Consider the following 24425-nt stretch of genomic DNA (forward strand, 5'->3'; position numbering starts at 1 on the left):
GTAATACCCAATACCGCCGGAAAGACGGCGGGTATTTTATTATAGGTCGTCAAACACGCTTAAAGCATCCGTAAGCTTCTTAACGCCAAAGACCTGCATCCCTTCCGGCACTTTTTTCGGCACGTTGGCGGCAGGAACAATCGCCCGACGAAAGCCGTGCTTCGCCGCTTCGGAAATACGCTCCTGGCCGCTGGGTACCGGACGGATTTCGCCCGCCAGTCCCACTTCGCCAAAGACCACTAAGTCCTGCGGCAGCGGTCGGTCGCGCAGGCTGGAAACCATTGCCAGTAGCAGTGCCAGATCGGCGCTGGTTTCGGTAACCTTCACGCCGCCGACCACGTTGACGAACACGTCCTGATCCGCCATCTGCAAGCCGCCGTGACGATGCAGCACGGCCAGCAGAATCGCCAGACGGTTCTGCTCCAGACCGACCGCCACACGACGCGGATTCGCCATCATCGAATGGTCGACCAGCGCCTGAATCTCCACCAGCAACGGGCGCGTGCCTTCCCAGACCACCATCACCGAACTGCCGGAGGTGACTTCATCGCCACGGCTTAAGAAGATAGCGGAAGGGTTGCTAACTTCACGCAGCCCCTGTTCGGTCATGGCAAAGACGCCCAGTTCATTCACCGCGCCAAAGCGGTTTTTATGGCTACGCAGAGTACGAAAACGAGAATCGGCGTCGCCGTCGAGCAGCACCGAGCAGTCAATACAGTGCTCCAGCACCTTTGGACCGGCCAGCGAGCCGTCTTTGGTGACGTGGCCGACCATGACAATCGCCACGCCGCGCGTTTTGGCAAAGCGGGTCAGGTAAGCCGCGGTTTCGCGTACCTGTGCCACGCTGCCCGGCGAAGACTGAATATCCGCCATGTGCATCACCTGAATGGAGTCGATAACCATCAGCCTCGGCTGTTCTTCTTCGGCAATCAGGCAAATTTGTTCGATGCTGGTTTCCGACAGCATGTTCAGATTCGCCGTCGGCAGACCGAGTCGATGCGCGCGCATCGCCACCTGTTGCAAAGACTCTTCGCCGGTGACGTACAGGGTTTTCATCTGCTCAGCGAGCTTGCACAGCGTTTGCAGCAGCAGCGTTGATTTCCCTGCGCCGGGGTTACCGCCAATCAGGATGGCGCTGCCGGGCACCACACCGCCGCCCAGCACGCGATCAAACTCTTTAAATCCGGTGGAAAAACGCGGCAACTCTTCAAGGCTGATATCAGACAGCTTCTGCACTTTTGCGATGCCCGCATTCCCGGCATAGCCGCTGAGCCGCTCGTTACGCGCCACCGTTGGTGACGCGGCAAGGCGTACCTCGGTAATGGTGTTCCAGGCCTGACAGGCGCTGCATTGCCCTTGCCAGCGCGGGTAATCGGCCCCGCATTCGTTACAAACAAAGGCGCGTTTTGGAGCTTTGGCCACGTTTTACCTCTTTCGTTAGCGCGTTTACCGGACAGCGTGGGCGCTTATCCGGCCTACGGTCACTTTGCCATCAGGCAATTAAATCATTTCTGGTTCATGCTGCCAGAGAGAATGCAGAACACGCCCATCAGGTCAGCGTGACGGATCGTAATCTCCGTCTTTTCATTCACTTTGGGTTTGGCATGATACGCTATACCCAGTCCAGCCGTTTTGATCATCGGCAGATCGTTGGCGCCATCGCCGATCGCCACCGTCTGCGCCATCGGGATCTCATACTCCTGCGCCAGGCGGGTCAGGGTGTTGGCTTTGTACTGCGCATCGACGATATCGCCGATCACGTTGCCGGTGAATTTACCGTCCATGATCTCCAGCTCGTTTGCCACAGCCGCCGTCAGACGTAGTTTGTTACGCAGATAATCGGCAAAGAAGGTAAAACCGCCGGAGGCAATTGCCACTTTCCAGCCGAGCGTTTCCAGTTTTAACACCAGTTGAGTCAGGCCAGGCATCAGTGGTAGCGTTTCGCGCACCTGGTGCAAAATATTGGCATCAGCGCCCTTCAACGTCGCCACGCGGCTGCGCAAGCTGGCGGTAAAGTCCAGCTCGCCGCGCATCGCGCGTTCGGTGACTTCGGCAACCATTTCGCCGGTTCCCGCCAGTTTGGCAATTTCATCAATACACTCGATCTGGATAGCCGTTGAATCCATGTCCATCACCAGCAAACCCGGCGTGCGCAAATGCGGAATTTTACCCAGTGGCGCAACATCCAGTTTGGCATCATGCGCCAGTTTTGCCGCACGCGGCGTTAACGAGCCCGCCAGACGAATCACCTGATAATCCTCAACGCACCACGCCGCCACGATCACCATCGCCGCACCCAGTTTGCTCTGGTATTGCGTTAACCGTTGTTTATCCAGCCCACGACCGTACAGCAGCCAGCCACTGCGGCCCGCGTGGTAATCCAGCGGCATGACTTCATCACCGCTTAAAGAGAGAGGCAGACCTGGCCACAGAGAAACATCTTCAGGTAGATCGCACCAGGTAATGTTAGGCATTAAAGCTCCTGTAAAATCGTTCGGGTCGGAATCATCAGGGGAAAATAACGCATGAGGCTACCCTGTAACCAGCGCTTCTGGCAACATTAAGTCTCAAATTTTCAGCAGGTGGAATATGGCTCGCACAAAACTGAAATTCCGACTTCATCGTGCAGTGATTGTATTGTCCTGCCTTGCGCTGCTCGTTGCTCTGATGCAGGGCGCGTCCTGGTTTAGTCAAAGCCACCAACAGCAGCGTAATCCGCAGCTCGAAGAGCTGGCGCGCACGCTGGCTCGCCAGGTCTCCTTGAACGTCGCCCCGCTGATGCGTACCGAAACGCCGGATGAAAAGCGCATTAAAGCGGTACTCTCGCAGCTCACGGAAAGTAGCCGTATTCTGGATGCGGGGGTCTACGATGAACAGGGAGACCTGATTACACGCACCGGTGAGAGCGTCAACGTTCGAGACCGACTGGCGTTGGACGGCAAAAAAGCCGGGGGCTATTTTAACCAGCAGATTGTCGAGCCCATTCAGGGAAGAAATGGTCCGCTGGGCTATCTACGCCTGACGCTGGATACCCACACGCTCGCCACCGAAGCCAAGCAGGTGGATAACACCACCAACATCTTACGCCTAATGCTGCTTCTGTCACTGGCAATTGGCGTGGTGCTCACCCGTACCTTATTGCAAGGCAAGCGCACCCGCTGGCAGCAATCCCCTTTCCTGCTGACCGCCAACAAACCGGTACAGGAAGAAGATAACGAGAAGAAAGAGTAATAACAGAAAGGAAATCGACCATGACGACACTACGCCTGCTTATCTCAGACTCTTACGATCCGTGGTTTAACCTCGCGGTCGAAGAGTGCATTTTTCGCCAGATGCCCGCCACGCAGCGCGTCCTGTTCTTGTGGCGTAACGCCGATACGGTGGTGATTGGCCGGGCGCAAAACCCGTGGAAAGAGTGTAATACCCGCCGTATGGAAGAAGACAACGTGCGGCTCGCCCGTCGCAGCAGCGGCGGCGGCGCGGTGTTCCATGACTTAGGCAATACCTGCTTTACCTTTATGGCCGGTAAACCGGAGTACGACAAAACCATCTCTACTGCTATTGTCCTCCATGCCCTGAACGCGCTGGGCGTAGACGCCGACGCCTCCGGGCGTAACGATCTGGTCGTGAAAACGCCAGACGGCGATCGCAAAGTTTCCGGCTCTGCTTATCGGGAAACGAAAGACCGCGGATTCCACCACGGCACGCTTTTGTTGAACGCCGATCTCAGCCGCCTGGCAAACTATCTCAATCCGGATAAAAAGAAACTCGCCGCCAAAGGCATCACCTCGGTTCGCTCACGCGTAGCGAATCTAACGGAGCTGTTGCCGGGCATCACCCATCAACAGGTCTGTCAGGCTATCACGGAAGCCTTTTTTGCCCACTACGGCGAACGTGTCGAAGCGGAAATTATCTCGCCGGACAAAACCCCGGATCTGCCGAACTTTGCCGAAACCTTTGCCCGTCAGAGCAGTTGGGAGTGGAATTTTGGTCAGGCGCCCGCGTTCTCGCATCTTCTGGACGAGCGTTTCACCTGGGGCGGCGTTGAGCTGCATTTCGACGTGGAAAAAGGTCATATCACCCGTACGCAGGTCTTTACCGACAGCCTCAATCCCGCGCCGTTAGAAGCGCTGGCGGGTCGTCTGCAGGGGTGTTTGTACCGTGCGGATATGCTGCAACAGGAGTGCGAAGCGCTGCTGGTTGATTTCCCAGGGCAGGAGAAAGAGTTACGCGAGCTGTCAGCGTGGATTGCCAGTGCAGTGAGCTAAACGCTGGCCTGAAAATGCCGGATGGCGGTCCGGCATACATCGATTGTAGCCCGGTAAGCGCAGCGCTACCGGGCATCACAACACTTACTCTTTATCGCCCAGCAGAACGGATTCCAGTGCGATTTTGATCATGTCGTTGAAGGTCGTCTGACGTTCGGCGGCAGTGGTCTGCTCGTGAGTACGGATATGGTCGGACACGGTGCAGATGGTCAGCGCTTTCGCACCAAACTCAGCCGCAACGCCGTAGATACCCGCCGCTTCCATTTCCACACCCAGCACGCCGTATTTTTCCATTACGTCGAACATTTCGCCGTCCGGAGAGTAGAACAGGTCAGCGGAGAACAGGTTGCCCACGCGCGCGTCTACGCCCAGTGCTTTTGCCGCATCAACTGCATTACGCACCATGTCGAAGTCAGCGATAGCTGCGAAGTCATGATCTTTAAAACGGATACGGTTTACTTTGGAGTCGGTGCAGGCGCCCATACCGATAACCACGTCACGCAGTTTAACGTCCATACGCACAGCGCCGCAGGAGCCTACGCGAATGATTTTCTTCACGCCAAAATCGGTGATCAGCTCTTTGGTGTAGATAGAGCAGGACGGGATACCCATCCCGTGACCCATAACGGAGATCTTACGGCCTTTGTAAGTACCGGTGAAACCTAACATGCCGCGAACGTTGTTCACTTCACGAACATCTTCGAGGAAAGTTTCAGCAATATGCTTTGCGCGCAGCGGGTCGCCCGGCATCAATACGACGTCAGCGAAATCACCCATTTCTGCATTAATATGTGGAGTTGCCATCTTCAGTTCCCTTTTGATTTATTGTTTTTGTCGAGGGGGTAGCAATGCCTTACCCAACCGACAAAACGAATTCAAATACCCTAAGGATTTCGCGTTGTAGGAAGGCGACGAATTCGGAACCCCCGGGAGCATAGATTACCTATGTGACCGGGGTGAGCGAATGAAGTCAACGCATCTACAGCGCGAAAGACAACGGGTATCACAGCATGTTTTTACCGTAGTCCATCGGCGATGTACCAAAGTAGCTCGCCAGCGTCTGGCCAATATCCGCGAAAGTTTCACGGTGGCCTAAAGAACCTGGTTTCACTTTCGGGCCGTAAACCAGCACCGGAATGTGCTCACGGGTGTGGTCAGTGCCGGTCCAGCTCGGGTCACAGCCGTGGTCAGCGGTCAGGATCAGAATGTCATCTTCACCTACCAGTTCCATCAGTTCAGGCAAACGGCGGTCGAACAGTTCCAGACCTGCAGCGTAACCAGCGATATCGCGACGATGTCCCCAGGAAGAGTCGAAATCAACGAAGTTAGTGAAGACGATGGTCTTATCACCCGCTTCTTTCATCTCTTTGATGGTGGCGTCGAACAGCGCGTCCAGGCCGGTAGCTTTCACTTTTTTGGTGATGCCACAGTTAGCGTAGATATCCGCGATTTTACCGACGGAAACCACGTGACCGTCTTTCTCGTCGACCAGTTTCTGCAGCACGGTCGGTGCTGGCGGCTCAACGGCCAGATCGTGACGGTTACCGGTACGCTGGAAATTACCCGCTTTATCACCGATAAACGGACGCGCGATAACACGACCGATGTTGTAACCACCTTCGGTCAGTTCTTCACGAGCGATTTCACACAGTTCGTAGAGTTTATCCAGGCCAAAAGTCTCTTCGTGACAGGCAATCTGGAACACGGAGTCTGCAGAAGTATAGAAAATCGGCTTGCCGGTTTTCATATGCTCTTCACCCAGTTGATCCAGGATCACGGTACCGGAAGAGTGGCAGTTGCCGAGGTAGCCCGGCAGGTTGGCACGTTTGACCAGTTTATCCAGCAGTTCCTGCGGGAAGCTGTTGTCATGATCGGAGAAATAACCCCAGTCAAACAGAACCGGAACACCCGCGATTTCCCAGTGGCCAGACGGCGTGTCTTTCCCGGAAGAGAGTTCATGCGCCCAGGCGTAGGCACCAATCACTTCCGCGTTACCGTCCATACCAGCAGCAATTTTACCGGTAGAACCTTCGTGAGCTTTCACCAGGCCCAGACGGGTCAGGTTAGGCAGATTCAGTGGACCTTTGCGACCCTTGTCAGCTTCGCCTTTCGCACAGGCTTCTGCAATGTGTCCCATAGTGTCTGAGCCTACGTCGCCAAAGCGATCCGCATCTTCAGTCGCACCAATACCAAAGGAGTCCAGCACCATAATAAATGCACGTTTCATCTTGTTCTCCAACATCTGCGCCGCAAAAAAGCGATCAGATCAGTATACAGTTATTCGGTAATACGACGATAGACTGTCGGTGTAATTTCTGGCGCTTTATCGTCAAGGCTAATTGCCGCTTTGACCGCTTTCGCCGCTTCCTGCCAGCTGGCTTCGTCTTTGGCGTGGATCACCGCCAGCGGACGCTGTCCGTCTACGCTGTCGCCCAGACGCGCCATGTCGCTAAAGCCAACGCTGTAATCAATGGTGTCCGAAGCCTGACGACGACCGCCGCCCATGGAAACAACCGCCATTCCCAGCGCACGGGTATCCATAGCGCTGACAAAACCTTCGGTATCAGCATATACCGCTTTGCTGAGCATTGCCGTCGGCAGGTACTTCGCATAATTTTCGACGAAATCGGTCGGGCCTTTCTGCGCTGCAACCATGCGACCAAAAATCTCTGCCGCTTTGCCGTTATCCAGCACCGCCTGCAATTTTGCACGGGCTTCGGCATCATCTTTCGCCAGATTGCCGGAGATCAGCATTTCCACGCACAGCGCCATCGTGACGTCTAACAGACGTGGATTGCGGTATTCACCTGTCAGGAACTGCACCGCTTCGCGGACTTCTACCGCGTTACCTGCGCTGGATGCCAGTACCTGGTTCATATCGGTTAACAGCGCGGTGGTACGTACACCCGCTCCGTTCGCCACGCCGACAATCGCTTCGGCAAGCGCTTCAGAAAGCTCATAGGTCGGCATAAAGGCGCCGCTGCCTACTTTCACATCCATCACCAGCGCATCCAGCCCTTCCGCCAGCTTTTTCGCCAGGATAGAGCCGGTAATCAGCGGGATGGAATCCACCGTCGCGGTAATATCGCGGGTGGCATAAAAACGTTTGTCCGCCGGTGCGAGCGAGCTGGTTTGCCCAATAATCGCCACACCCACGTCTTTAATAATTTCACGGAAACGCGCATCGTCCGGGAAGATGTCAAACCCTGGGATGGCTTCCAGTTTATCGAGCGTACCGCCGGTATGACCCAGACCACGTCCGGAGATCATCGGAATATAGCCGCCGCATGCAGCGACCATCGGGCCTAACATCAGTGATGTTACGTCACCCACGCCGCCGGTAGAGTGTTTATCCACAATCGGGCCGTTCAGTTGCAGGCTTTTCCAGTCCAGCACGGTTCCTGAATCACGCATTGCCATGGTCAGCGAAACACGCTCAGGCATTGTCATATCGTGGAAGAAAATGGTCATCGCCAGGGCGGCGATTTGCCCTTCAGAGATGGTGTTGTCGCGAATCCCATTGATAAAGAAACGAATCTCTTCATCGCTCAGCGCATGACCATCACGTTTTTTACGAATAATTTCTTGTGCGAGAAACATGGTAACCCCCGATAAATCAGGTTAAATGCAGCGGAAAACCCACTGCAATGAATGATTACTCTAAACAATTCGAGTCGCAGGAAGCGGCAAGGAAGCTCATCCCCAGGCGCTTACTACAGTAAGTGACTGGGGTGAGGGAGTGCAGCTAACGCACCTGCGGCTTGCAGTATGACGAGTAATTAGTAGCTGCTTGCGCTCTTACCGTCGCCGTGACCCAGCGCTTTCAGCAGGCTCGCCAGCAGGCTGGATGCGCCAAAACGATAGTGACGGGAATCGGCCCAGTCAGCGCCAAACAGTTCGTCGGCAATCGCCAGGAACTGCTGTGCATCTTCTGCGGTACGCACGCCGCCTGCCGGTTTGAAACCTACAGTTTTAGAAACGCCCATGTCGCGGATCACTTCCATCATGATGCGTGCGCTTTCCGGCGTCGCATTTACCGGCACTTTACCGGTAGAGGTTTTGATGAAATCAGCACCCGCTTTGATGGAGATTTCAGACGCTTTACGGATAAGACTCTCTTCTTTCAGCTCACCGGTTTCGATGATCACTTTCAGCAGCACGTTTGCCGCCGCACACGCATCTTTACATGCTTTAACCAGATCAAAACCAACCTGCTCGTTACCGGCGATCAGGGCACGGTAAGGGAACACCACGTCAACTTCATCCGCGCCGTAGGCAATCGCCGCGTGGGTTTCAGCCAGCGCAATCTCGATGTCGTCGTTGCCGTGCGGGAAGTTGGTCACGGTTGCAATACGGATGTCCGGAGTGCCTTGCTCTTTCAGCGTTTTACGCGCGATAGGGATGAAACGCGGATAGATGCAAATAGCGGCAGTGTTGCCTACCGGAGTCTTCGCCTGATGACACAGCGCGATCACTTTTTCATTGGTGTCGTCGTCATTCAGAGTGGTCAGGTCCATCAGTTTCAGTGCACGCAGGCTGCTTGCTGTTAAATCGGTCATAACATTCTCCAACGGCATCGCCGTATAAAATTTCACCTTGCGAGTTTGTTAGTATTCTAACATCCACTCGCTATTACACTTCGATATACATCACAGTTAATGAAAACCACATACAGATTTGCATTACTCTAATGAGATCTACTTCAAATAAATCACCTTTCAGGAAGGGATGCGGTGGCATCAGGCGCATCCGGATCAAAGGTTGTGGCGGCGTTGCTTTCTACAATGGCGTTACACCTTCGGGATAAAAAGGAATCAACGATGCCCACTTCAAGCGAACTCGCGCTGCAACAGCGTTGCCAACAAATCGTGACCAGTCCGGTGCTCAGCCCTGAGCAGAAACGCCACTTCCTGGCACTGGAGGCTGAAAACGCGCTGCCTTACCCGCAACTACCTGCTGAGGCTCGCCAGGCGCTGGATGACGGGGTGATCTGCGATATGTATGAAGGTCATGCCCCGTTCAAACCGCGCTATGTTTTACCCGACTACGCGCGTTTTCTGGCTAACGGTTCCTCATGGCTGGAACTGGAAGGAGCCAGGGATCTTGATGACGCGTTATCCTTACTCACCATCCTGTATCACCACGTTCCGTCAGTCACCTCGATGCCGGTCTATCTCGGCCAGCTCGACGTTCTGTTGCAACCGTATGTTAGAATTCTAACACAAGATGAGATCGATATTCGAATAAAACGTTTCTGGCGTTATCTCGACAGAACCCTGCCAGACGCATTTATGCATGCCAATATCGGCCCCGCAGATACGCCTGTCACCCGTGCAATTTTACGCGCAGATGCAGATTTAAAGCAGGTTTCGCCTAATCTGACGTTCATTTATGATCCGCAAATTACACCTGACGACCTGCTGCTCAACGTGGCGAAAAATATCTGCGAGTGCAGTAAGCCGCACATTTCCAACGGCCCCGAAAATGATAAAATTTTCACAAAAGGTCAGTATGGCGTCGTCAGCTGTTACAACTCATTGCCGCTCGCCGGGGGTGGAAGCACGCTGGTCAGGCTCAATCTGAAAGCCATCGCAGAGCGCAGCACCTCTGTCGATGACTTCTTTACGCGCACCCTACCGCACTATTGCCAGCAGCAAATCGCCATCATTGATTCACGATGTGAATTCCTCTATGAAAAATCACATTTCTTTGAGAATAGCTTCCTGGTGCAGGAAGGGTTGATTGATCCCGAACGTTTTGTCCCTATGTTCGGCATGTATGGCCTGGCGGAGGCGGTGAATCTGCTGTGCGATAAGGCGGGGCAGAATGCTCGCTACGGAAAAGATGAGGTCGCCAATCAGCTCGGCTATCGCATCAGCGCCCAACTGGCGGAGTTTGTAGAAAGTACCCCGGTGAAATTTGGCTGGAAGCAGCGCGCAATGCTGCACGCACAGTCAGGGATCAGTTCTGACATCGGCACCACGCCGGGCGCGCGTCTGCCCTACGGCGATGAGCCGGATCCGATCACTCACCTGCAAACCGTCGCGCCGCATCATGCGTATTATCACGCTGGGATCAGCGACATTCTCACGCTGGATGAAACCATCAAGCGCAATCCTCAGGCGCTGGTGCAATTGTGCCTCGGGGCGTTTAAAGCTGGGATGCGTGAGTTTACTGCCAACGTGAGTGGTAACGATCTGGTCCGCGTCACCGGCTATATGGTACGCCTGTCGGATCTGGAAAAATATCGCGCCGAAGGTTCACGCACCAACACCACCTGGCTGGGCGAAGAAGCCGCGCGCAATACCCGCATTCTGGAACGACAACCTCGCGTGATTAGCCATGAACAGCAGATGCGCTTCAGTAAGTAAGATCATTCCTTTCTCCTGCGTCGACGGGCCGGGCAGTCGCCTGGCTCTGTTTCTGCAAGGATGTAACCTGCGCTGTAAAAATTGCCACAATCCGTGGACGATGGGACGCTGCAACGACTGCGGGGAATGTGTCCTGCATTGCCCGCATGAGGCGCTGAGCCTGAGTGCGGGGAAAGTGAGATGGCAATCCGACGTATGTCAGCAGTGCGATACCTGCCTGCACATGTGCCCACAGCAGGCCACGCCGATGGCGCAAACCCTGAGCGTTGATGAAGTGCTGCAGCATATTCGCAAGGCGGTGCTGTTTATTGAAGGAATTACGGTCAGCGGCGGCGAAGCGACCACCCAGTTGCCGTTTATCGTGGCGCTGTTTAACGCGATCAAAACCGATCCGCAGCTGCAACACCTGACCTGCATGGTAGACAGCAACGGCATGCTGAGCGAAACCGGCTGGCAAAAACTACTGCCGGTATGCGACGGCGTAATGCTCGATTTAAAAGCCTGGGATAGCGCGTGTCATCGACAGTTGACTGGCCGCGATAACACGCTGATTAAACAAAGCATTACCTTTTTGTCTGGGCAGGGAAAACTTGCGGAACTGCGCCTGCTGGTTATTCCTGACCACGTGGATTATCTACAGCATATCGATGCACTAGCGGCGTTTATCAAACGTTCAGGTGATGTTCCGGTGCGGCTAAATGCCTTTCATGCGCACGGGGTGTACGGCGAAGCGAAGGACTGGCCGAGCGCCACGCCTGAGGATGTGGAGCAACTGGCGCAAAGATTGCGCGAGCGCGGAGTGGATAATTTGATCTTCCCGGCGCTGTACCTGTAATTGCCGGATGCGACGTATCCGTCGTCCGGCAATTAAAAATCAAATAACGCCGTCGTATTGCGATACAGCGCATCAGCGATAACATCCGCAGGTTCCGGGCGCAGCTCGCAGAGGACATCAAAGACTCTGACCACCTGCTCCGGGCGATTCGGCTGTCCCTGAAAGCCGTTGAGCGGCATATCCGGCGCGTCAGTTTCCAGCAGCAGTGAGTCCAGCGGCAGTTGCGCCATTACCTCGCGGGTTTTACTGGCGCGCGGATAGGTAATGGTACCGCCCACGCCAATTTTGTAGCCCAGTTGCACAAAACGTTCGGCCTGCTGCACGCTCCCGGAAAATCCATGCACCACGCCGGTTCGCGGTAAAGCATGGCGTTTCAGGTGCATCGCCAGCTTGTCATGAGTGCGCCGCGAATGCAGGATCACCGGCAGTTCGTAACGCTTCGCCAGCTTAAGCTGCGCTTCCAGCAGCCGCTCTTGCTTATCGAATTGCGGATCGTCCCGATAAAGATCCAGCCCAATCTCACCTACCGCCACCAGCTTTTGCGGACGCTTATCCAGCGCCTGCTGCAACTGCTCCAGGCAGTCATCGCTATGTTGCTCAATAACAATGGGGTGCAGCCCCAGGGCGGCAAACAATGGAGGGTAATTTTCCGCTAACGCCAGTACACGGGAAAAATTTGCCGCCTGGGTGGCCGGAACGATAATGCTTTGCACGCCGACGTCAGTCGCGCCCTGAATACTGGCAGATTCATCGCCCGTAAACGGAGGAAAATCAAAGTGACAATGCGTATCAATAAAACGATAACTCACGCCAAATCCTCATTATTAAACGTCGTGTCGTTAGCCTGAGGCGCATTGGTCACCACGGGGGCGTGAGCGTCGTTAGCCACCGGCGCAGGTGGAACCACGACCGGTCCCGGCACCACAATCTTCGGCGTCTGACGAGGCAGCGGCGCATTTTTCGCCAGCAGCTTACCGACGGTTGCCAGGAAGTAACGACCACACAGGCGTCCGGTCTTGTAATCTTCCCGCAGCGCCGGAATACGGCTTCCTAATGCCATGCTATGGAGCGGTTTGGGCGGGTAGATCTCAAAGATACGCAGCTTGCCCGGCGGTTTCTCAATAAAACTCTGAATCGCGCGATAGCTGGCTTCATGGTGCTGGACCAGATTCAGCAGCGGTTGCAGGCTGCTTTCGCCCAGCCAGCGTTCCATACGCTTGAACCACTGCGGGGTATAATACATTTGCGAAGGCACGGTGCGGATAACCACCAGCGTTTTTGCCCCCTGCTTCGCCGCTTCCTGCACGGGAATGGCGTCGCTGACTCCTCCATCGAGATAATTCACACCATCCAGCGCAACCCCTGCGCGGTAGAACCCTGGAATCGCGCTGGAGGCACGAATAAGATCGAGCCAGTTTTGCCGGTTCGGCGAAAAATAGCCAGGCGTGTAGTCATCGCCCCGACAGGCGCACATATAAAACGATTTCCCTGCGGCAAACAGACGCTCGGCGTTATCCATCGCCAGCGGCATCTGGGACGCGGTCGAATCCACTAGCCAATCGAGATCGATTAAATTTCCCCCGCGCACAAAGCGCACCGGGTCAAAAAATTCACGTCGGGTAGTGTAACGCATGATGACTTTACGACCGTAACCCGGCTGGTTACAAAGATAGGCTGAAAGGTTTTGCGCACCAGCGGAGGTCCCGTAGAAGAGATCAAAAGGATTGAACTGCGCGCGCATGAATTCATCCAATACGCCAGCGGTGAAGATGCCTCTTTGTCCGCCGCCCTCACACACCAGCGCCATACTGCCTGGTTGAAACGGACGTAACGATAACGGCGCAATATTACCGAGCGTGACGGGTATTCTCTGCCCCACCTCTGCCTTCCTGTTGTTTTTGTAATAGAACAACAAAGTAACGCAAATTGCCTGATGCTAAAACCGTAAAAGCCAGTCCGGTGGACTGGCTTAGTAGCAAGTTATCTTTACGGTTAATCCCCAAAATAATTCGAGTCACAAGAAGGCGGCAAGGGCGTGAATCCCGACCAGCTTACTCTGGTAAGTGATACGGGCGAGCACGCGTAGCCCACGCACCTTTAACTTGAAGAATAAAGGGGATGTCGCTAGGGCCGTTTACGACCTGTAAACAGGCTGACCAGAAACAGAATGATCCCCACCACAAAAACAATTTTCGCTGCGCCAGCAGCGGTACCCGCCAGTCCACCAAAACCCAGTGCAGCGGCAATTAACGCGATAACCAGAAATATGATGCCCCATCGAAACATGCGCTTCTCCTTTACCATAGTTAATGTCACCGCTTGATATGAGCACTCAGGCTGCCCATCGGCGATATTTTCAGTGTGGTGCACAACACGCCTCCCGACAAACGTCGGGAGGACGAATTAAGTCTAATTAGTGAGTTTTAAGATCGTTTTTGACGCTTTTCACGCCATCAATCGCTTTGGCGATGCTCTCAGCGCGATCGCTTTGAGCCTGTGATTCAACGGTTCCTGAAAGCTGTACCACGCCATCGGTGGTTTCAACTTTCACTTTGCGGGAAGGGACAATATCATCGGCCAGCAGCTTGGCTTTTACCTCACTGGTGATTGCCGTATCGCCCGCATAGCCTTTTACAGAAGTGTCTTTGCTATCACGTACGTGCAGTTTGTCGCTAACGGAGGTCACACCCTCAACGCCTTTGGCGACTTTAACTGCCTCTTCGGCCTGTGCCTGGCTTTCAACAAACCCGCTTAGCGTCACCACCTTCTGGTCGGTTTTAACGGAAATGTCGGTGCTCTTAATGCTATCGTGATCCACCAGCGCGGCTTTTACTTTCGCAGTGATGGTGCTGTCATCCATGAAATTACCGACTTTGTTCATGGAGCTATCGACTTTCTGCCCCGCACTTTCGACGCCGGATTGCGTTTTATCCGTCGTGGAGTTTTCTGCATAAGCAGAACCCGTTGCAACAGCGGAGGTCAGCATCACGGCCAGCAGCGTTTTAGAAATCTTAAGTCCTGTCATTGTCATCGATGTATTCCTGTATGTTTGCTAAAAGCTGCGCTCTGCCGTAAACGGCTTGAGCCAGCAACTAATCTTGTAAGTGGAATAAATATCAGCAATAGAAGCTGCAACAGGCAGCCTAAAAAGCATTTAACGCCGACATTTATGTCATCACATTGTTAAATATAGTTCAGGATTTCGTGATCGCAGTCCAGATTGACTAAAAAACGTGCAAACAAAAGAAAAACGAGAGGTTTTAAGAACATTCCGCAAGGGATTTAAAAGATAGGAAAAGTTGTAGGGCACGGCGGATACCGTGCCCTGAAGGTCGATTAGTGTTCGCGCGTTTTGCGGAACTGAACGTCAGGGTAACGTTCCTGGGTGAGATTCAGGTTAACCATGGTCGGCGCGATATAGGTGAGGTTATCGCCGCCATCCAGCGCCAGCTGAATTTCGTTTTTACGCTTAAATTCTTCGAATTTCTTCACGTCAGAACACTCTACCCAGCGTGCTGTCGCTACGTTGACAGACTCATAAATCGCTTCAACGTTGTATTCGCTCTTCAGGCGTGAAACCACCACGTCGAACTGCAGCACACCAACAGCGCCCACGATCAGATCGTTATTAGCGATCGGACGGAAAACCTGCACTGCGCCCTCTTCGGACAGCTGAACCAGCCCTTTCAGCAGCTGTTTCTGCTTCAACGGATCCTTCAGACGAATACGACGGAACAGCTCCGGCGCGAAGTTCGGAATACCAGTGAACTTCATCATTTCGCCTTGGGTAAAGGTATCGCCAATCTGGATAGTGCCGTGGTTGTGCAGACCCAGAATATCGCCCGGATACGCTTCTTCCACGTGAGAACGGTCACCGGCCATAAAAGTCAGCGCATCGGAGATAACCACGTCTTTACCAATGCGCACCTGGCGCATTTTCATACCTTTCTCGTACTTGCCGGACACCACGCGCATAAACGCCACGCGGTCACGGTGTTTCGGGTCCATGTTGGCCTGAATTTTAAACACGAAGCCGGTGAACTTCTCTTCTGAGGCTTCAACAACGCGGGTGTCGGTTTTACGCGGCATCGGCGCAGGCGCCCACTCCACTAAGCCATCCAGCATATGATCAACGCCGAAGTTACCGAGCGCGGTACCGAAGAATACCGGGGTGATTTCGCCCGCGAGGAACAGCTCATGGTCGAACTCGTTAGACGCGCCCTGCACCAGCTCCAGCTCGTCGCGCAGCTGCTGCGCCAGGTCTTCCCCCACGGCGGCATCGAGTTCCGGGTTGTTCAGACCTTTAACAATGCGCACTTCCTGAATGGTGTGGCCTTTACCCGTCTGGTACAGGTAAGTTTCGTCTTTATATAGGTGATAGACGCCTTTGAACAACTTACCGCAGCCAATCGGCCAGGTAATCGGCGCACAGCCGATTTTCAGTTCATTCTCGACTTCATCCAGCAGCTCCATCGGATCGCGGATGTCACGGTCGAGTTTGTTCATAAAGGTCAGGATCGGGGTATCACGCAGACGGGTAACTTCCATCAGCTTACGGGTCCGGTCTTCAACACCTTTTGCGGCGTCGATGACCATCAGGCAGCAGTCCACCGCCGTCAGAGTACGGTATGTATCTTCAGAGAAGTCTTCGTGCCCTGGGGTGTCCAGCAGGTTTACCAGGCAGTCATGATATGGAAACTGCATCACAGAGGTGGTAATGGAGATACCACGCTGCTTTTCCATTTCCATCCAGTCAGATTTCGCATGCTGGCTGGAGCCACGGCCTTTTACCGTACCGGCGGTCTGAATCGCCTGTCCGAATAACAGTACCTTTTCAGTAATTGTCGTTTTACCGGCATCCGGGTGAGAAATAATGGCAAAAGTGCGGCGTTTGGCCACCTCTTGCAAATAAGGAGACAACGTCATAGTCAAATCTTCTTAGGTAAGCACGGCAACAGGCCGTGCAAGTTGAATACGAAAAATTGCGGCTATTTTACCCATCAACGGGGGGGAGGCAATCAGTGTTTACACAGGAGCCGCTCCAGTTCACTTAATGACGCCACGGTCCAGGTCGGCTGAATGCCCGCTGGCTGCTCGCGGTGGTGCGTATTTAGCCAGCAGGTGGATAGCCCGGCGTTAATGCCGCCAAGAATATCGGACTCTGCGGTGTCGCCCACCATCAGTACGCGGGAACGCTCAGGATTGCCCGCCTGCTCCAGCGCATGGTCAAAAATACGGGGATCGGGTTTTGCCACGCCAACCTGCTCAGAAATCACCAGCAGGTCAAAATAGTCGCGCAGCCCCGTCCGCTCAAGGCGGATTTGCTGCAACGCCGTAAAGCCGTTAGTAATAATACCGATTTTTGTTTTATCACGAATCGCATTGAGCAGAGAAACCGCCCCTGGCAACGGCGAGCAGATCTCCGCCATCGCATTGATAAAGGCGTCATTAAGCTGGCCTGGCTCAACCTTCAGGCGTTCAGCCCAGCTCTGAAAACGAGCGTGCTGGAGTTGTAATGAGGTAATCGCACCGTTTTGATAATCCACCCACAGCGGTTTATTTACGGCCTGGTAGTCCTGAAAATCCTCAGCGGTAAAGGTAATGCTATAGTCGAGAAACATCCGCTGTAAGCCGGTAAACGAGTCAAACGTAAACAGCGTTTCGTCGGCATCAAAGAAAATCCAGTCCCACTTCTTCATCATTACACCTTGTCTTACATGCTGATTGGCAATGCCATTATAATGGCGTCTTCATGACCATCGGCCGTCGGATAGTAATTGCGCCGGATTGTCGCCTCGTTAAAGCCCAGGCTTTCGTACAGCGCGATAGCGGCAGCATTTGAGGCGCGCACTTCAAGCCACAGTGTCAAAATGCCACGTTTTTCCAGCTCATCGATCAGGTATTCCAGTAGCTCACGCCCCAGGCCCCGGCGCTGAAAGTCAGGATCGACGGCAATATTGAACAGCGTAGCTTCATCCAGCACGACCTGTGTAATCGCAAAGGCGGCCATTACGTCGTCAACCCTCAACTGAAAATTGAGGTAGCGATCGCCCTGGTTGCTGGCAAATGTTTTTTCACTCCACGGAAAAGCGTGAGCGCGTTTTTCAATCTGAAATGCTGCAGGTAAATCAGTCGGTTCGAGGGAAGAAATCGTGTTCATATGCGCAGATTTGTTGCCATAACGCGGCGCGGGCCGCGGGGTTTTCCCGTAATTCATTAAACGCAGGACTCTCGACCTGAGCGCCCTCCAGCAGCAGCGGCTCTTCGGTTCCCAGCCGCCAGCTATTACAGCGACTGCCCTGCGGCAGCATGGCGACGCGGTCAGGCGTCAGTTGTAAAACCTGATCCGGGCTGACGGTTAATGCGCGTAAAATATCGCTCATCAACGGTTCGGTTAGTGCGGGTAATTGTGCAGCAACCATCACCAAACGGACGTGCGCAGGAATTGAAATCGCGATCTCGCCCTGCAGTGCGCCGGGACGACGCAATGACCACTGCGTAATGCCCAGTTGCTGTAACTGCCAGTCTCGTCGGGATGTCATAGCGAAACACTCCTGTCTATCAGGGGCGCAAATATAGCAAATTTGTCGAATCCGTGCCATCAAACAACTATAATCCCCCGCTGTACAATTTAAGGAGCACTCCATGTCTGCTTTTACCCCGGCAAGTGAAGTCTTGCTGCGCCACAGTGATGATTTCGAACAAAGCCGTATTCTGTTTGCCGGTGATTTGCAGGATGACCTGCCTGCCCATTTTGAATGCGCCGCCAGCCGTGCGCACACTCAGCAGCTTCACCACTGGCAGGTGCTTAACCGCCAGATGGGTGACAACGTTCGCTTTAGCCTCGTCGCGCAGGCCGATGACGTTGCCGATAGCGATACGCTGATCTACTACTGGCCGAAGAATAAGCCGGAAGCCCAGTTCCAGTTGATGAACATTCTGGCGCTGTTACCGGTGGGCACCGATATTTTTGTTGTTGGTGAGAACCGCAGCGGCGTACGTAGCGCAGAGCAGATGCTGGCCGAATACGCACCGCTGAACAAAGTCGACAGCGCGCGTCGCTGTGGCCTGTACCATGGTCGTCTGGAAAAACAGCCGGTCTTTGATGCAGAAAAATACTGGGATGAATACCAGACCGAAAATCTGACCATCAAAACGCTGCCGGGCGTATTCAGCCGTGACGGTCTGGATGTTGGCAGCCAACTGCTGCTCTCCACGCTGACGCCGCACACCAAAGGCAAAGTTCTGGATGTCGGCTGCGGTGCAGGTGTACTCTCCGTCGCCTTAGCCAGCCACTCGCCAAAAGTGCGCTTAACCCTGTGCGATGTTAGTGCCGCCGCCGTTGAAGCCAGCCGCGCAACGCTTGCTGCCAACGGTATTGAAGGAGACGTAATCGCCAGTAACGTCTTTTCTGACGTGACGGGTCGCTTTGATATGATCATCTCCAACCCACCGTTCCACGACGGGATGCAGACCAGCCTCGATGCCGCGCAAACGCTGATTCGTGGTGCAGTGCGCCACCTCAACAGCGGCGGTGAACTGCGTATCGTGGCGAACGCCTTCCTGCCTTATCCGAAGGTACTGGATGAAGTGTTTGGCTTCCACGAAGTTATCGCGCAGACCGGTCGCTTCAAGGTCTATCGCACCATCATGACGCGTCAGGCGAAGAAGTAGAACGGCCATCCCATGCCGGATAAGGTGCCTGCACCGCCATCCGGCAGGGTTTGCTAAATGCGGGGTGGCACTTCGTTTACACGGCCTGCGTTTAGCGCCCATTTTTACATCAATTAAGCGCGTCCTGGGCAATTAACTATTGACGAAAAGTTGAAAACCACTAGAATGCGCCTCCGTGGTAACGATACTTTTTTGAGTGTCGATGGTATGCGAAGGTGGCGGAATTGGTAGACGCGCTAGCTTCAGGTGTTAGTGTCCTTTCGGACGTGGGGGTTCAAGTCCCCCCCCTCGCACCATAATCCACGTTGATATTGCTCGCACTGGGCGAAGGTGGCGGAATTGGTAGACGCGCTAGCTTCAGGTGTTAGTGTCCTTAGGATGTGGGGGTTCGAGTCCCCCCCCTCGCACCAACGAGGCGATATCAAAAAATAAGATGACTGTGCGAAGGTGGCGGAATTGGTAGACGCGCTAGCTTCAGGTGTTAGTGTCCTTAGGATGTGGGGGTTCGAGTCCCCCCCCTCGCACCAATTATCTTATTTCCCTCTCGATTTTCTTCCCTGTTTTGTTCATCCCTGATTCCCGTTCATCATCACCAGAACAATGCCGCCGATCAGCGCCGCACATGAAGGCAACAGGACAAAATGCCGCAAACGCTTGTGGTACAGCATGAGTGAAGTCAACAGTAATCCTAATACAATCATCGCCTTCCATACGTAGACCGACAGGTCGCTAAATGCCATCCCGGCAATCAGTATTCCCGGCAGCAGAACCCCCCATCCACTGCCCAGCGTACGTTGCAACATGGTACCACCTATGACATTGATAATGATAACCAATATCATATGATAAATTTTCTCATTTGTCAGCTGGGAGGCACTATCAATTATATGAGTTTTACTTAACGATTGATGACATGAATAATTTAAGGTGATAAATTGCTCGCCGGTTAGCTTTTCAACTAAAAACAATAAAAACCTCTGCGAATGATACCCCGTTCGTTATTTGTTTTATTTACCAACACACCTTCGTACATTGCAGATAACTAACAATATTTACCTATGACAGTACAATCCTGGCGAGCTCTGCGCACCAAAAAATACCAACTCTCTTTACGATTATTTCTGCTGCTCAACGCAGTCTCCGCACTGTTTACGCTTTTTTTTCCCCTGTTTGCCGTCAAAGCGTTGTCAGTACCGGCATTGCTGATTCTCGTGATGAGTACATTGTTGCTGGCATGGCATAGGAAATATGTGGATAAAAGAATTAATCTTCCTTTTATTTCAATCGTTTTTGGTTTGCTATGGGCATTACATATTTTCCTGAAATATAACGCTCTGGGTCATAATGATTATTATTTTCTATTAATCGCGCTTCTCAGCGTGCTGTTTATTGGTTCTATCGCTTTTGCCAATAATATCATCGCGTTTACGCTTCACTCATTGCCTTCCGTCGCCGTCTGTTTATGGCTGAATGGCAGCGAGCATGGTTTGCGAATTATCTATTTTATGGCGCTGCCCATGGCCGGGATCGCCATCCAGCATGTGATACAAAAGCGCTACGATGGCTTCGCCCAGCAGCTGATGTATAAACTGCTGGAAGAACGGGAAACCCTGAACGGACTCAGCATGCTCGACCCGCTAACCGGTTTGTACAATCGTCGGGGGCTACAACACCGACTCGATACGCTGTTGGCCTTGAGCAACGCGAAGCACTACGTCTTGCTGCTGGATATCGACCACTTCAAAGCCTATAACGATCACTACGGTCATATGATGGGAGATCAGGCGCTGATCCGCGTCTCTGCCGCGATTCGTGACTCCGTGCGCTCCCGGGACGTGGTGGCGCGCTTTGGTGGGGAAGAGTTTATGGTTTTGCTGACCGCGGTCGATCCCCAGCAGGCCCAGGCTGCCGCCGAACGTATTCGCCAGAAGGTGTACGACCTTAAAATTCCTCACATGTTTAACGAGAGCGTGGCAACCAACGTAACCGTGAGTATTGGTATTGCGCCTCTGGTCGAGCAGGATATTGATGCCGCTGTTGCCCGAGCGGATAAAGCCCTTTATGAGGCCAAGAGCCTTGGGCGCAACAGTACGCTGGTTAGCGATGACCTGCGGGTAAACTGCCCTTCTGCCTGAGCTATCTGTGCGGTGTCTCCCGGGATGGCGACAAAGATCTTGCCATCGCTCAATGTCAATTATAGGATTAGCAATCATTATCATTAAGATTAACATCCTTATATCGACATGGCTTATCGTTCCGCACCGATCGTTGAAGATGTCATCTGGCGTAGCCCTCTGCCTGCAAAGATGCCCTCGCTGGCTGCTGCCGTACGCGCAACGATAGCCAACACCCGTGAGCACCTGCTGGACTTCATTCGTCTTGACGAAACGCCCGTGCCAGGTGCGATGACGCTACATGAATGGACGCAATCAACGACGCTAAGTTCATTGCTGGCTGTCTATTCAGACCATATTTATCGCAATCAGCCCACGCTGCCACGCGAAAATAAGCCGCTGATATCTCTCTGGGCGCAGTGGTATATCGGCCTGATGATGCCTCCGCTCATGGTGGCCCTGCTGACGCAAAAAGAGGCCATCGATGTCTCTCCTGAACACATGCACGTAGAATTCCACGAAACAGGCCGTGCTGCCTGCTTCTGGATCGACGTACATCAGGATCACCAGGTCACGGCCCAGTCTCCTCAGCAACGCATGGAAACGCTGATTCTCTCGGCGCTGACGCCGGTTGTGCAGGCGCTGGAAGCGACAGGCGAGATCAATGCGAAGCTTATCTGGAGCAACACCGGATATTTAATTCACTGGTATTTAACGGAAATGAAGCCGTTATTAGGTGAAGAACTGCTGACCACACTGCGCCAGACCTGTTTTTTTGAGAAGCAACTCTCCTGCGGTCAGGATAATCCCCTGTGGCGTACCGTTGTTCCGCGCGAGGGACTGTTAGTGCGCAGAACCTGCTGCCAGCGCTATCGCCTGCCCGATGTCCAGCAATGCGGTGACTGCACGCTGAAGTAAGCGAGGAGCCGTAGCCCCTCGCCCGTCAGTTATGCAACCTGCTGATTTTCTTCTTCTATACGCTGTGCTTCTTCTTTTTCCTGCGCTAATAGCTGCTTTTCGTAAACCTTAAAGAATGGGAAGTAGATGACGGCAGACACCAGTGCCAGCAGGACAACCAGAATGGCCGCTCGATAATCCCAGCCTAACGCCCATGCCGCGCCAACCGGTGCCGGGGCCGTCCAGGGAACCACTGAAATCACCCGCCCAATCAAATCCAGCTTCATCGCCGCCCAGGCCAGCACTGCGTTCACCATCGGGGCCAGCAGGAAGGGAATAAAGAACACTGGGTTCATGACAATCGGCGTACCGAAAATCACCGGTTCGTTAATATTAAAAATGCTCGGGACAATGCTCAAACGCCCGATCGATCGTAGATGGGCCGAACGGCTACGCAGATAGCAAATCACCAGCCCCATCGTCGCGCCGGAACCTCCAACCACAATAAAGAACGTCCAGAACGCTTCCATAAAGATATGCGGTAAAGGCGCGCCCTGCGCCAGCGCCGACTGGTTCATCCCGAGATTGGTGAGCCAGAACATTTGCAGCATTCCCGACACAATTGCCGCGCCATGAATACCCGCAAACCACAGCAGATGGCCGATCAGCACCGCCAGCAGTATCGCTGGCAGAGAATCCGCTGCAGACACCAGTGGTTTAAAGATGGCCATGATGGCCTGCGGGATCAGCATGTCAAACTGCGACTGAATCACCAGACTCAGCGGGTACAGCGTCAGTACCACCACCAGCACAGGGATCAGCAGATCGAAGGAGTTTTTGATCATCGGCGGCACCTGATCGGGTAAACGAATGCCGATGTTGTGCGCCTTCAGGAAGCGCATCATTTCAACGCAGTAAATAGCCACCAGGATGGCAGTGAAAATCCCCGTACCGCCCAGGCTATCAACCGGCATAGTGCCTTTGGTTTTCGGTGCAGCAATCAGCAAAAAAGCCATGATCGATAGCATCGCGCACATGAAGGGATCTAGCTGATGTGACTTCACATAGTGCTTGCCCAGGTTATAAGCGATAGCCGCACATATGTAGACTGACATGATCCCCATCGTCATATCAAACGGTGTGAGGATTTGGCCTTCAAACTGTTTCGCCATATCCAGCCACGCACGTGCAAACCCCCAGGTGGTATCCGGAGAAAAAGGTGGATAGGCGAAAACCAGCAGAAACGAGCCTACGATCATAAAGGGCATCGCCGAAATAAACCCATCACGGATAGCCATCACATGACGTTGTGAAGAGATGCGCCCGGCAACAGGGCTGACGTAATTTTCAACGAAGCGGAAAATCACATTAAACACAGCATTATTAGTAGACATAGCCGTTCTCCCGTTGTGCAAAACCCTGCAACCGTGCTGGTGTCAACACCACCACGTAAAGCCCATTACTACTTTTCGCAACCGTGCCAGGAGGAACGCCAGCGCTACTGCATTTTGAGTTCAGTTTCATAGATGGCTCTTATTATGTAATACAGAGGAAGTGACAACTTCAGTATTAATCGCCATTTGAGCATTCTGCAACCGGTTACTGTAACCGGTTTCTTTGATTGTGAAGACGATCGAAAAACTGCCAATGTTGCCATGTTGTTACATTAAAATATTTACAGCGAGCTTGCCCCTATGACAAATTACGCCATGCGGTTTTCTGCTGGATGGAGCTGCCTGTAGGCGATTTGGAGAGAAGAATGAGTTTGCAATCTGTACGCCAATTTTTAGCGCAATATGCACCAGATATTGAGATTATCGAATTAGATCAGAGCACAGCTACCGTCGATCTGGCAGCGAAAGCCCATAACGTCGAACCAGGCCAGATCGCGAAAACGCTTTCGCTGAAGGTCAAGAACGACATTATTCTGGTCGTCGCCAAAGGTGATGCCCGACTGGATAACAAAAAGCTAAAGAGCACTTTCGGTGCCAAAGCCCGTATGTTGAGTAGCGATGAAGTAGTGAACGCGACGGGCCATCCCGTTGGCGGTGTTTGCCCTTTCGGACTGGAAACGCCGATTTCGGTATACTGCGACGTTTCGTTGAAGCATTACGCTGAAGTGCTTCCCGCCGCAGGCGCCATCCACAGCGCCGTTCGTATCACGCCAGAAAGGATGGCTGAGCTGACTTCCGCCACCTGGGTGGATGTGTGTCAGGGATGATTCACGTTCCGTGCCGATAACGAAACCCGGCACGAAACGATCTAA

Annotated in this window: 24 protein-coding genes and 3 tRNA genes; 11 read left to right on the forward strand and 16 right to left on the reverse strand. The window is 53.4% G+C overall.

Annotated features, from left to right (window positions below; translation table 11 throughout):
- Positions 1–39: 39 nt before the first annotated feature.
- Positions 40–1422 carry a DNA repair protein RadA gene (radA, locus tag BZK42_RS15260; protein ID WP_016151613.1) on the reverse strand — a complete coding sequence of 461 codons (1383 nt, stop codon included), beginning with the start codon at positions 1420–1422 and terminating at the stop codon, positions 40–42.
- Positions 1423–1505: 83 nt separating this feature from the next.
- Complete coding sequence (gene serB / locus BZK42_RS15265) at positions 1506–2474, reverse strand: phosphoserine phosphatase (RefSeq protein WP_003829946.1); 969 nt, start codon at positions 2472–2474, stop codon at positions 1506–1508.
- A 115-nt stretch (positions 2475–2589) separates the two neighbouring features.
- On the opposite strand from serB, the gene BZK42_RS15275 reads away from it, so the two are divergent.
- Together BZK42_RS15275 and lplA are read left to right on the forward strand one after the other, a co-directional pair.
- On the forward strand, positions 2590–3231 hold the full coding sequence (locus tag BZK42_RS15275; protein WP_016151612.1) for a YtjB family periplasmic protein: 642 nt from the start codon (positions 2590–2592) through the stop codon (positions 3229–3231).
- A gap of 20 nt (positions 3232–3251) precedes the next feature.
- Positions 3252–4268: a lipoate--protein ligase gene (gene lplA / locus BZK42_RS15280; RefSeq protein WP_016155635.1), complete on the forward strand. Its 1017-nt coding sequence runs from the start codon at positions 3252–3254 to the stop codon at positions 4266–4268.
- Positions 4269–4352: 84 nt separating this feature from the next.
- Here the strand turns inward: lplA and deoD are convergent, their stop codons facing one another.
- The 4 genes from deoD to deoC form a co-directional block, all read right to left on the reverse strand.
- Positions 4353–5072 (reverse strand): purine-nucleoside phosphorylase, encoded by a 720-nt coding sequence (gene deoD / locus BZK42_RS15285; protein ID WP_000224864.1) that lies wholly within the window; start codon positions 5070–5072, stop codon positions 4353–4355.
- A gap of 199 nt (positions 5073–5271) precedes the next feature.
- Positions 5272–6495, reverse strand: coding sequence for a phosphopentomutase (deoB, locus tag BZK42_RS15290; RefSeq protein WP_016151610.1), 1224 nt, complete (start codon positions 6493–6495; stop codon positions 5272–5274).
- Between the two features lie 50 nt (positions 6496–6545).
- Positions 6546–7868 carry a thymidine phosphorylase gene (gene deoA / locus BZK42_RS15295; RefSeq protein ID WP_016151609.1) on the reverse strand — a complete coding sequence of 441 codons (1323 nt, stop codon included), beginning with the start codon at positions 7866–7868 and terminating at the stop codon, positions 6546–6548.
- A gap of 179 nt (positions 7869–8047) precedes the next feature.
- Positions 8048–8827, reverse strand: coding sequence for a deoxyribose-phosphate aldolase (gene deoC, locus BZK42_RS15300; protein ID WP_211280441.1), 780 nt, complete (start codon positions 8825–8827; stop codon positions 8048–8050).
- A gap of 261 nt (positions 8828–9088) precedes the next feature.
- On the opposite strand from deoC, the gene BZK42_RS15305 reads away from it, so the two are divergent.
- Positions 9089–10639, forward strand: coding sequence for a YjjI family glycine radical enzyme (locus BZK42_RS15305; protein WP_080859400.1), 1551 nt, complete (start codon positions 9089–9091; stop codon positions 10637–10639).
- On the forward strand, positions 10611–11474 hold the full coding sequence (locus BZK42_RS15310; RefSeq protein ID WP_046275499.1) for a YjjW family glycine radical enzyme activase: 864 nt from the start codon (positions 10611–10613) through the stop codon (positions 11472–11474). Before BZK42_RS15305 ends, BZK42_RS15310 begins: the two co-directional genes overlap by 29 nt.
- 32 nt (positions 11475–11506) lie before the next feature.
- Here BZK42_RS15310 and BZK42_RS15315 read toward each other — a convergent pair whose 3' ends face one another.
- From BZK42_RS15315 to holD, 8 genes are all read right to left on the reverse strand, one after another.
- Positions 11507–12283, reverse strand: a complete 777-nt coding sequence (locus tag BZK42_RS15315; RefSeq protein ID WP_053389011.1) for a metal-dependent hydrolase — start codon at positions 12281–12283, stop codon at positions 11507–11509.
- Positions 12280–13353 (reverse strand): patatin-like phospholipase family protein, encoded by a 1074-nt coding sequence (locus BZK42_RS15320; protein ID WP_016151604.1) that lies wholly within the window; start codon positions 13351–13353, stop codon positions 12280–12282. The genes BZK42_RS15315 and BZK42_RS15320 overlap by 4 nt, the downstream gene beginning before the upstream one ends.
- A 245-nt stretch (positions 13354–13598) precedes the next feature.
- Positions 13599–13760: a DUF1328 domain-containing protein gene (locus BZK42_RS15325; protein ID WP_003019081.1), complete on the reverse strand. Its 162-nt coding sequence runs from the start codon at positions 13758–13760 to the stop codon at positions 13599–13601.
- A gap of 127 nt (positions 13761–13887) precedes the next feature.
- Entirely contained in the window at positions 13888–14505 is a 618-nt protein-coding gene (gene osmY, locus BZK42_RS15330) for a molecular chaperone OsmY (RefSeq protein WP_016151602.1), read from the reverse strand.
- 305 nt (positions 14506–14810) lie between these two features.
- On the reverse strand, positions 14811–16400 hold the full coding sequence (gene prfC / locus BZK42_RS15335; RefSeq protein ID WP_016151601.1) for a peptide chain release factor 3: 1590 nt from the start codon (positions 16398–16400) through the stop codon (positions 14811–14813).
- 92 nt (positions 16401–16492) lie between these two features.
- On the reverse strand, positions 16493–17173 hold the full coding sequence (yjjG, locus tag BZK42_RS15340; RefSeq protein ID WP_016151600.1) for a pyrimidine 5'-nucleotidase: 681 nt from the start codon (positions 17171–17173) through the stop codon (positions 16493–16495).
- 14 nt (positions 17174–17187) lie between these two features.
- On the reverse strand, positions 17188–17634 hold the full coding sequence (gene rimI / locus BZK42_RS15345) for a ribosomal protein S18-alanine N-acetyltransferase (protein ID WP_005123887.1): 447 nt from the start codon (positions 17632–17634) through the stop codon (positions 17188–17190).
- Positions 17603–18016: a DNA polymerase III subunit psi gene (gene holD, locus BZK42_RS15350; protein WP_003837254.1), complete on the reverse strand. Its 414-nt coding sequence runs from the start codon at positions 18014–18016 to the stop codon at positions 17603–17605. Before holD ends, rimI begins: the two co-directional genes overlap by 32 nt.
- Positions 18017–18119: 103 nt before the next feature.
- On the opposite strand from holD, the gene rsmC reads away from it, so the two are divergent.
- From rsmC to BZK42_RS15370, 4 genes are all read left to right on the forward strand, one after another.
- Positions 18120–19148, forward strand: coding sequence for a 16S rRNA (guanine(1207)-N(2))-methyltransferase RsmC (rsmC, locus tag BZK42_RS15355; protein WP_080859401.1), 1029 nt, complete (start codon positions 18120–18122; stop codon positions 19146–19148).
- Positions 19149–19357: 209 nt separating this feature from the next.
- A tRNA-Leu gene (locus BZK42_RS15360) sits at positions 19358–19444 on the forward strand.
- Positions 19445–19472: 28 nt separating this feature from the next.
- Positions 19473–19558 (forward strand) — tRNA-Leu (locus BZK42_RS15365).
- Positions 19559–19589: 31 nt separating this feature from the next.
- A tRNA-Leu gene (locus tag BZK42_RS15370) sits at positions 19590–19675 on the forward strand.
- 39 nt (positions 19676–19714) lie between these two features.
- On the opposite strand, the gene BZK42_RS15375 is transcribed toward BZK42_RS15370, so the two are convergent.
- Complete coding sequence (locus BZK42_RS15375; protein WP_019078313.1) at positions 19715–19990, reverse strand: DUF1435 domain-containing protein; 276 nt, start codon at positions 19988–19990, stop codon at positions 19715–19717.
- A 216-nt stretch (positions 19991–20206) separates the two neighbouring features.
- Here BZK42_RS15375 and BZK42_RS15380 point away from each other — a divergent pair, with 216 nt between their 5' ends.
- Both BZK42_RS15380 and fhuF read left to right on the forward strand, forming a co-directional pair.
- Positions 20207–21283, forward strand: coding sequence for a GGDEF domain-containing protein (locus tag BZK42_RS15380; protein ID WP_016151597.1), 1077 nt, complete (start codon positions 20207–20209; stop codon positions 21281–21283).
- A 108-nt stretch (positions 21284–21391) separates the two neighbouring features.
- The gene (gene fhuF, locus BZK42_RS15385) at positions 21392–22180 is read left to right on the forward strand and encodes a siderophore-iron reductase FhuF (RefSeq protein ID WP_047414505.1); all 789 of its coding nucleotides are present in this window, start codon (positions 21392–21394) and stop codon (positions 22178–22180) included.
- 29 nt (positions 22181–22209) lie between these two features.
- On the opposite strand, the gene BZK42_RS15390 is transcribed toward fhuF, so the two are convergent.
- Complete coding sequence (locus BZK42_RS15390) at positions 22210–23553, reverse strand: PTS sugar transporter subunit IIC (RefSeq protein WP_080859402.1); 1344 nt, start codon at positions 23551–23553, stop codon at positions 22210–22212.
- Between the two features lie 365 nt (positions 23554–23918).
- Here BZK42_RS15390 and BZK42_RS15395 point away from each other — a divergent pair, with 365 nt between their 5' ends.
- Positions 23919–24380: a YbaK/EbsC family protein gene (locus BZK42_RS15395; RefSeq protein ID WP_016151593.1), complete on the forward strand. Its 462-nt coding sequence runs from the start codon at positions 23919–23921 to the stop codon at positions 24378–24380.
- Positions 24381–24425 lie beyond the last annotated feature (45 nt).

The sequence above is a fragment of the Citrobacter braakii genome (assembly GCF_002075345.1).
Lineage (GTDB): Bacteria > Pseudomonadota > Gammaproteobacteria > Enterobacterales > Enterobacteriaceae > Citrobacter > Citrobacter braakii.

What these genes read in the sequence shown, in the direction of transcription:
- serB (WP_003829946.1), bottom strand. Translation starts at nt 2,474, where the DNA reads ATGCCTAACATTACCTGGTGCGATCTACCTGAAGATGTTTCTCTGTGG.
- BZK42_RS15275 (WP_016151612.1), top strand. Translation starts at nt 2,590, where the DNA reads ATGGCTCGCACAAAACTGAAATTCCGACTTCATCGTGCAGTGATTGTA.
- lplA (WP_016155635.1), top strand. Translation starts at nt 3,252, where the DNA reads ATGACGACACTACGCCTGCTTATCTCAGACTCTTACGATCCGTGGTTT.
- deoD (WP_000224864.1), bottom strand. Translation starts at nt 5,072, where the DNA reads ATGGCAACTCCACATATTAATGCAGAAATGGGTGATTTCGCTGACGTC.
- deoB (WP_016151610.1), bottom strand. Translation starts at nt 6,495, where the DNA reads ATGAAACGTGCATTTATTATGGTGCTGGACTCCTTTGGTATTGGTGCG.
- deoA (WP_016151609.1), bottom strand. Translation starts at nt 7,868, where the DNA reads ATGTTTCTCGCACAAGAAATTATTCGTAAAAAACGTGATGGTCATGCG.
- deoC (WP_211280441.1), bottom strand. Translation starts at nt 8,827, where the DNA reads ATGACCGATTTAACAGCAAGCAGCCTGCGTGCACTGAAACTGATGGAC.
- BZK42_RS15305 (WP_080859400.1), top strand. Translation starts at nt 9,089, where the DNA reads ATGCCCACTTCAAGCGAACTCGCGCTGCAACAGCGTTGCCAACAAATC.
- BZK42_RS15310 (WP_046275499.1), top strand. Translation starts at nt 10,611, where the DNA reads ATGAACAGCAGATGCGCTTCAGTAAGTAAGATCATTCCTTTCTCCTGC.
- BZK42_RS15325 (WP_003019081.1), bottom strand. Translation starts at nt 13,760, where the DNA reads ATGTTTCGATGGGGCATCATATTTCTGGTTATCGCGTTAATTGCCGCT.
- osmY (WP_016151602.1), bottom strand. Translation starts at nt 14,505, where the DNA reads ATGACAATGACAGGACTTAAGATTTCTAAAACGCTGCTGGCCGTGATG.
- prfC (WP_016151601.1), bottom strand. Translation starts at nt 16,400, where the DNA reads ATGACGTTGTCTCCTTATTTGCAAGAGGTGGCCAAACGCCGCACTTTT.
- yjjG (WP_016151600.1), bottom strand. Translation starts at nt 17,173, where the DNA reads ATGAAGAAGTGGGACTGGATTTTCTTTGATGCCGACGAAACGCTGTTT.
- rimI (WP_005123887.1), bottom strand. Translation starts at nt 17,634, where the DNA reads ATGAACACGATTTCTTCCCTCGAACCGACTGATTTACCTGCAGCATTT.
- holD (WP_003837254.1), bottom strand. Translation starts at nt 18,016, where the DNA reads ATGACATCCCGACGAGACTGGCAGTTACAGCAACTGGGCATTACGCAG.
- rsmC (WP_080859401.1), top strand. Translation starts at nt 18,120, where the DNA reads ATGTCTGCTTTTACCCCGGCAAGTGAAGTCTTGCTGCGCCACAGTGAT.
- BZK42_RS15375 (WP_019078313.1), bottom strand. Translation starts at nt 19,990, where the DNA reads ATGATATTGGTTATCATTATCAATGTCATAGGTGGTACCATGTTGCAA.
- BZK42_RS15380 (WP_016151597.1), top strand. Translation starts at nt 20,207, where the DNA reads ATGACAGTACAATCCTGGCGAGCTCTGCGCACCAAAAAATACCAACTC.
- fhuF (WP_047414505.1), top strand. Translation starts at nt 21,392, where the DNA reads ATGGCTTATCGTTCCGCACCGATCGTTGAAGATGTCATCTGGCGTAGC.
- BZK42_RS15390 (WP_080859402.1), bottom strand. Translation starts at nt 23,553, where the DNA reads ATGTCTACTAATAATGCTGTGTTTAATGTGATTTTCCGCTTCGTTGAA.
- BZK42_RS15395 (WP_016151593.1), top strand. Translation starts at nt 23,919, where the DNA reads ATGAGTTTGCAATCTGTACGCCAATTTTTAGCGCAATATGCACCAGAT.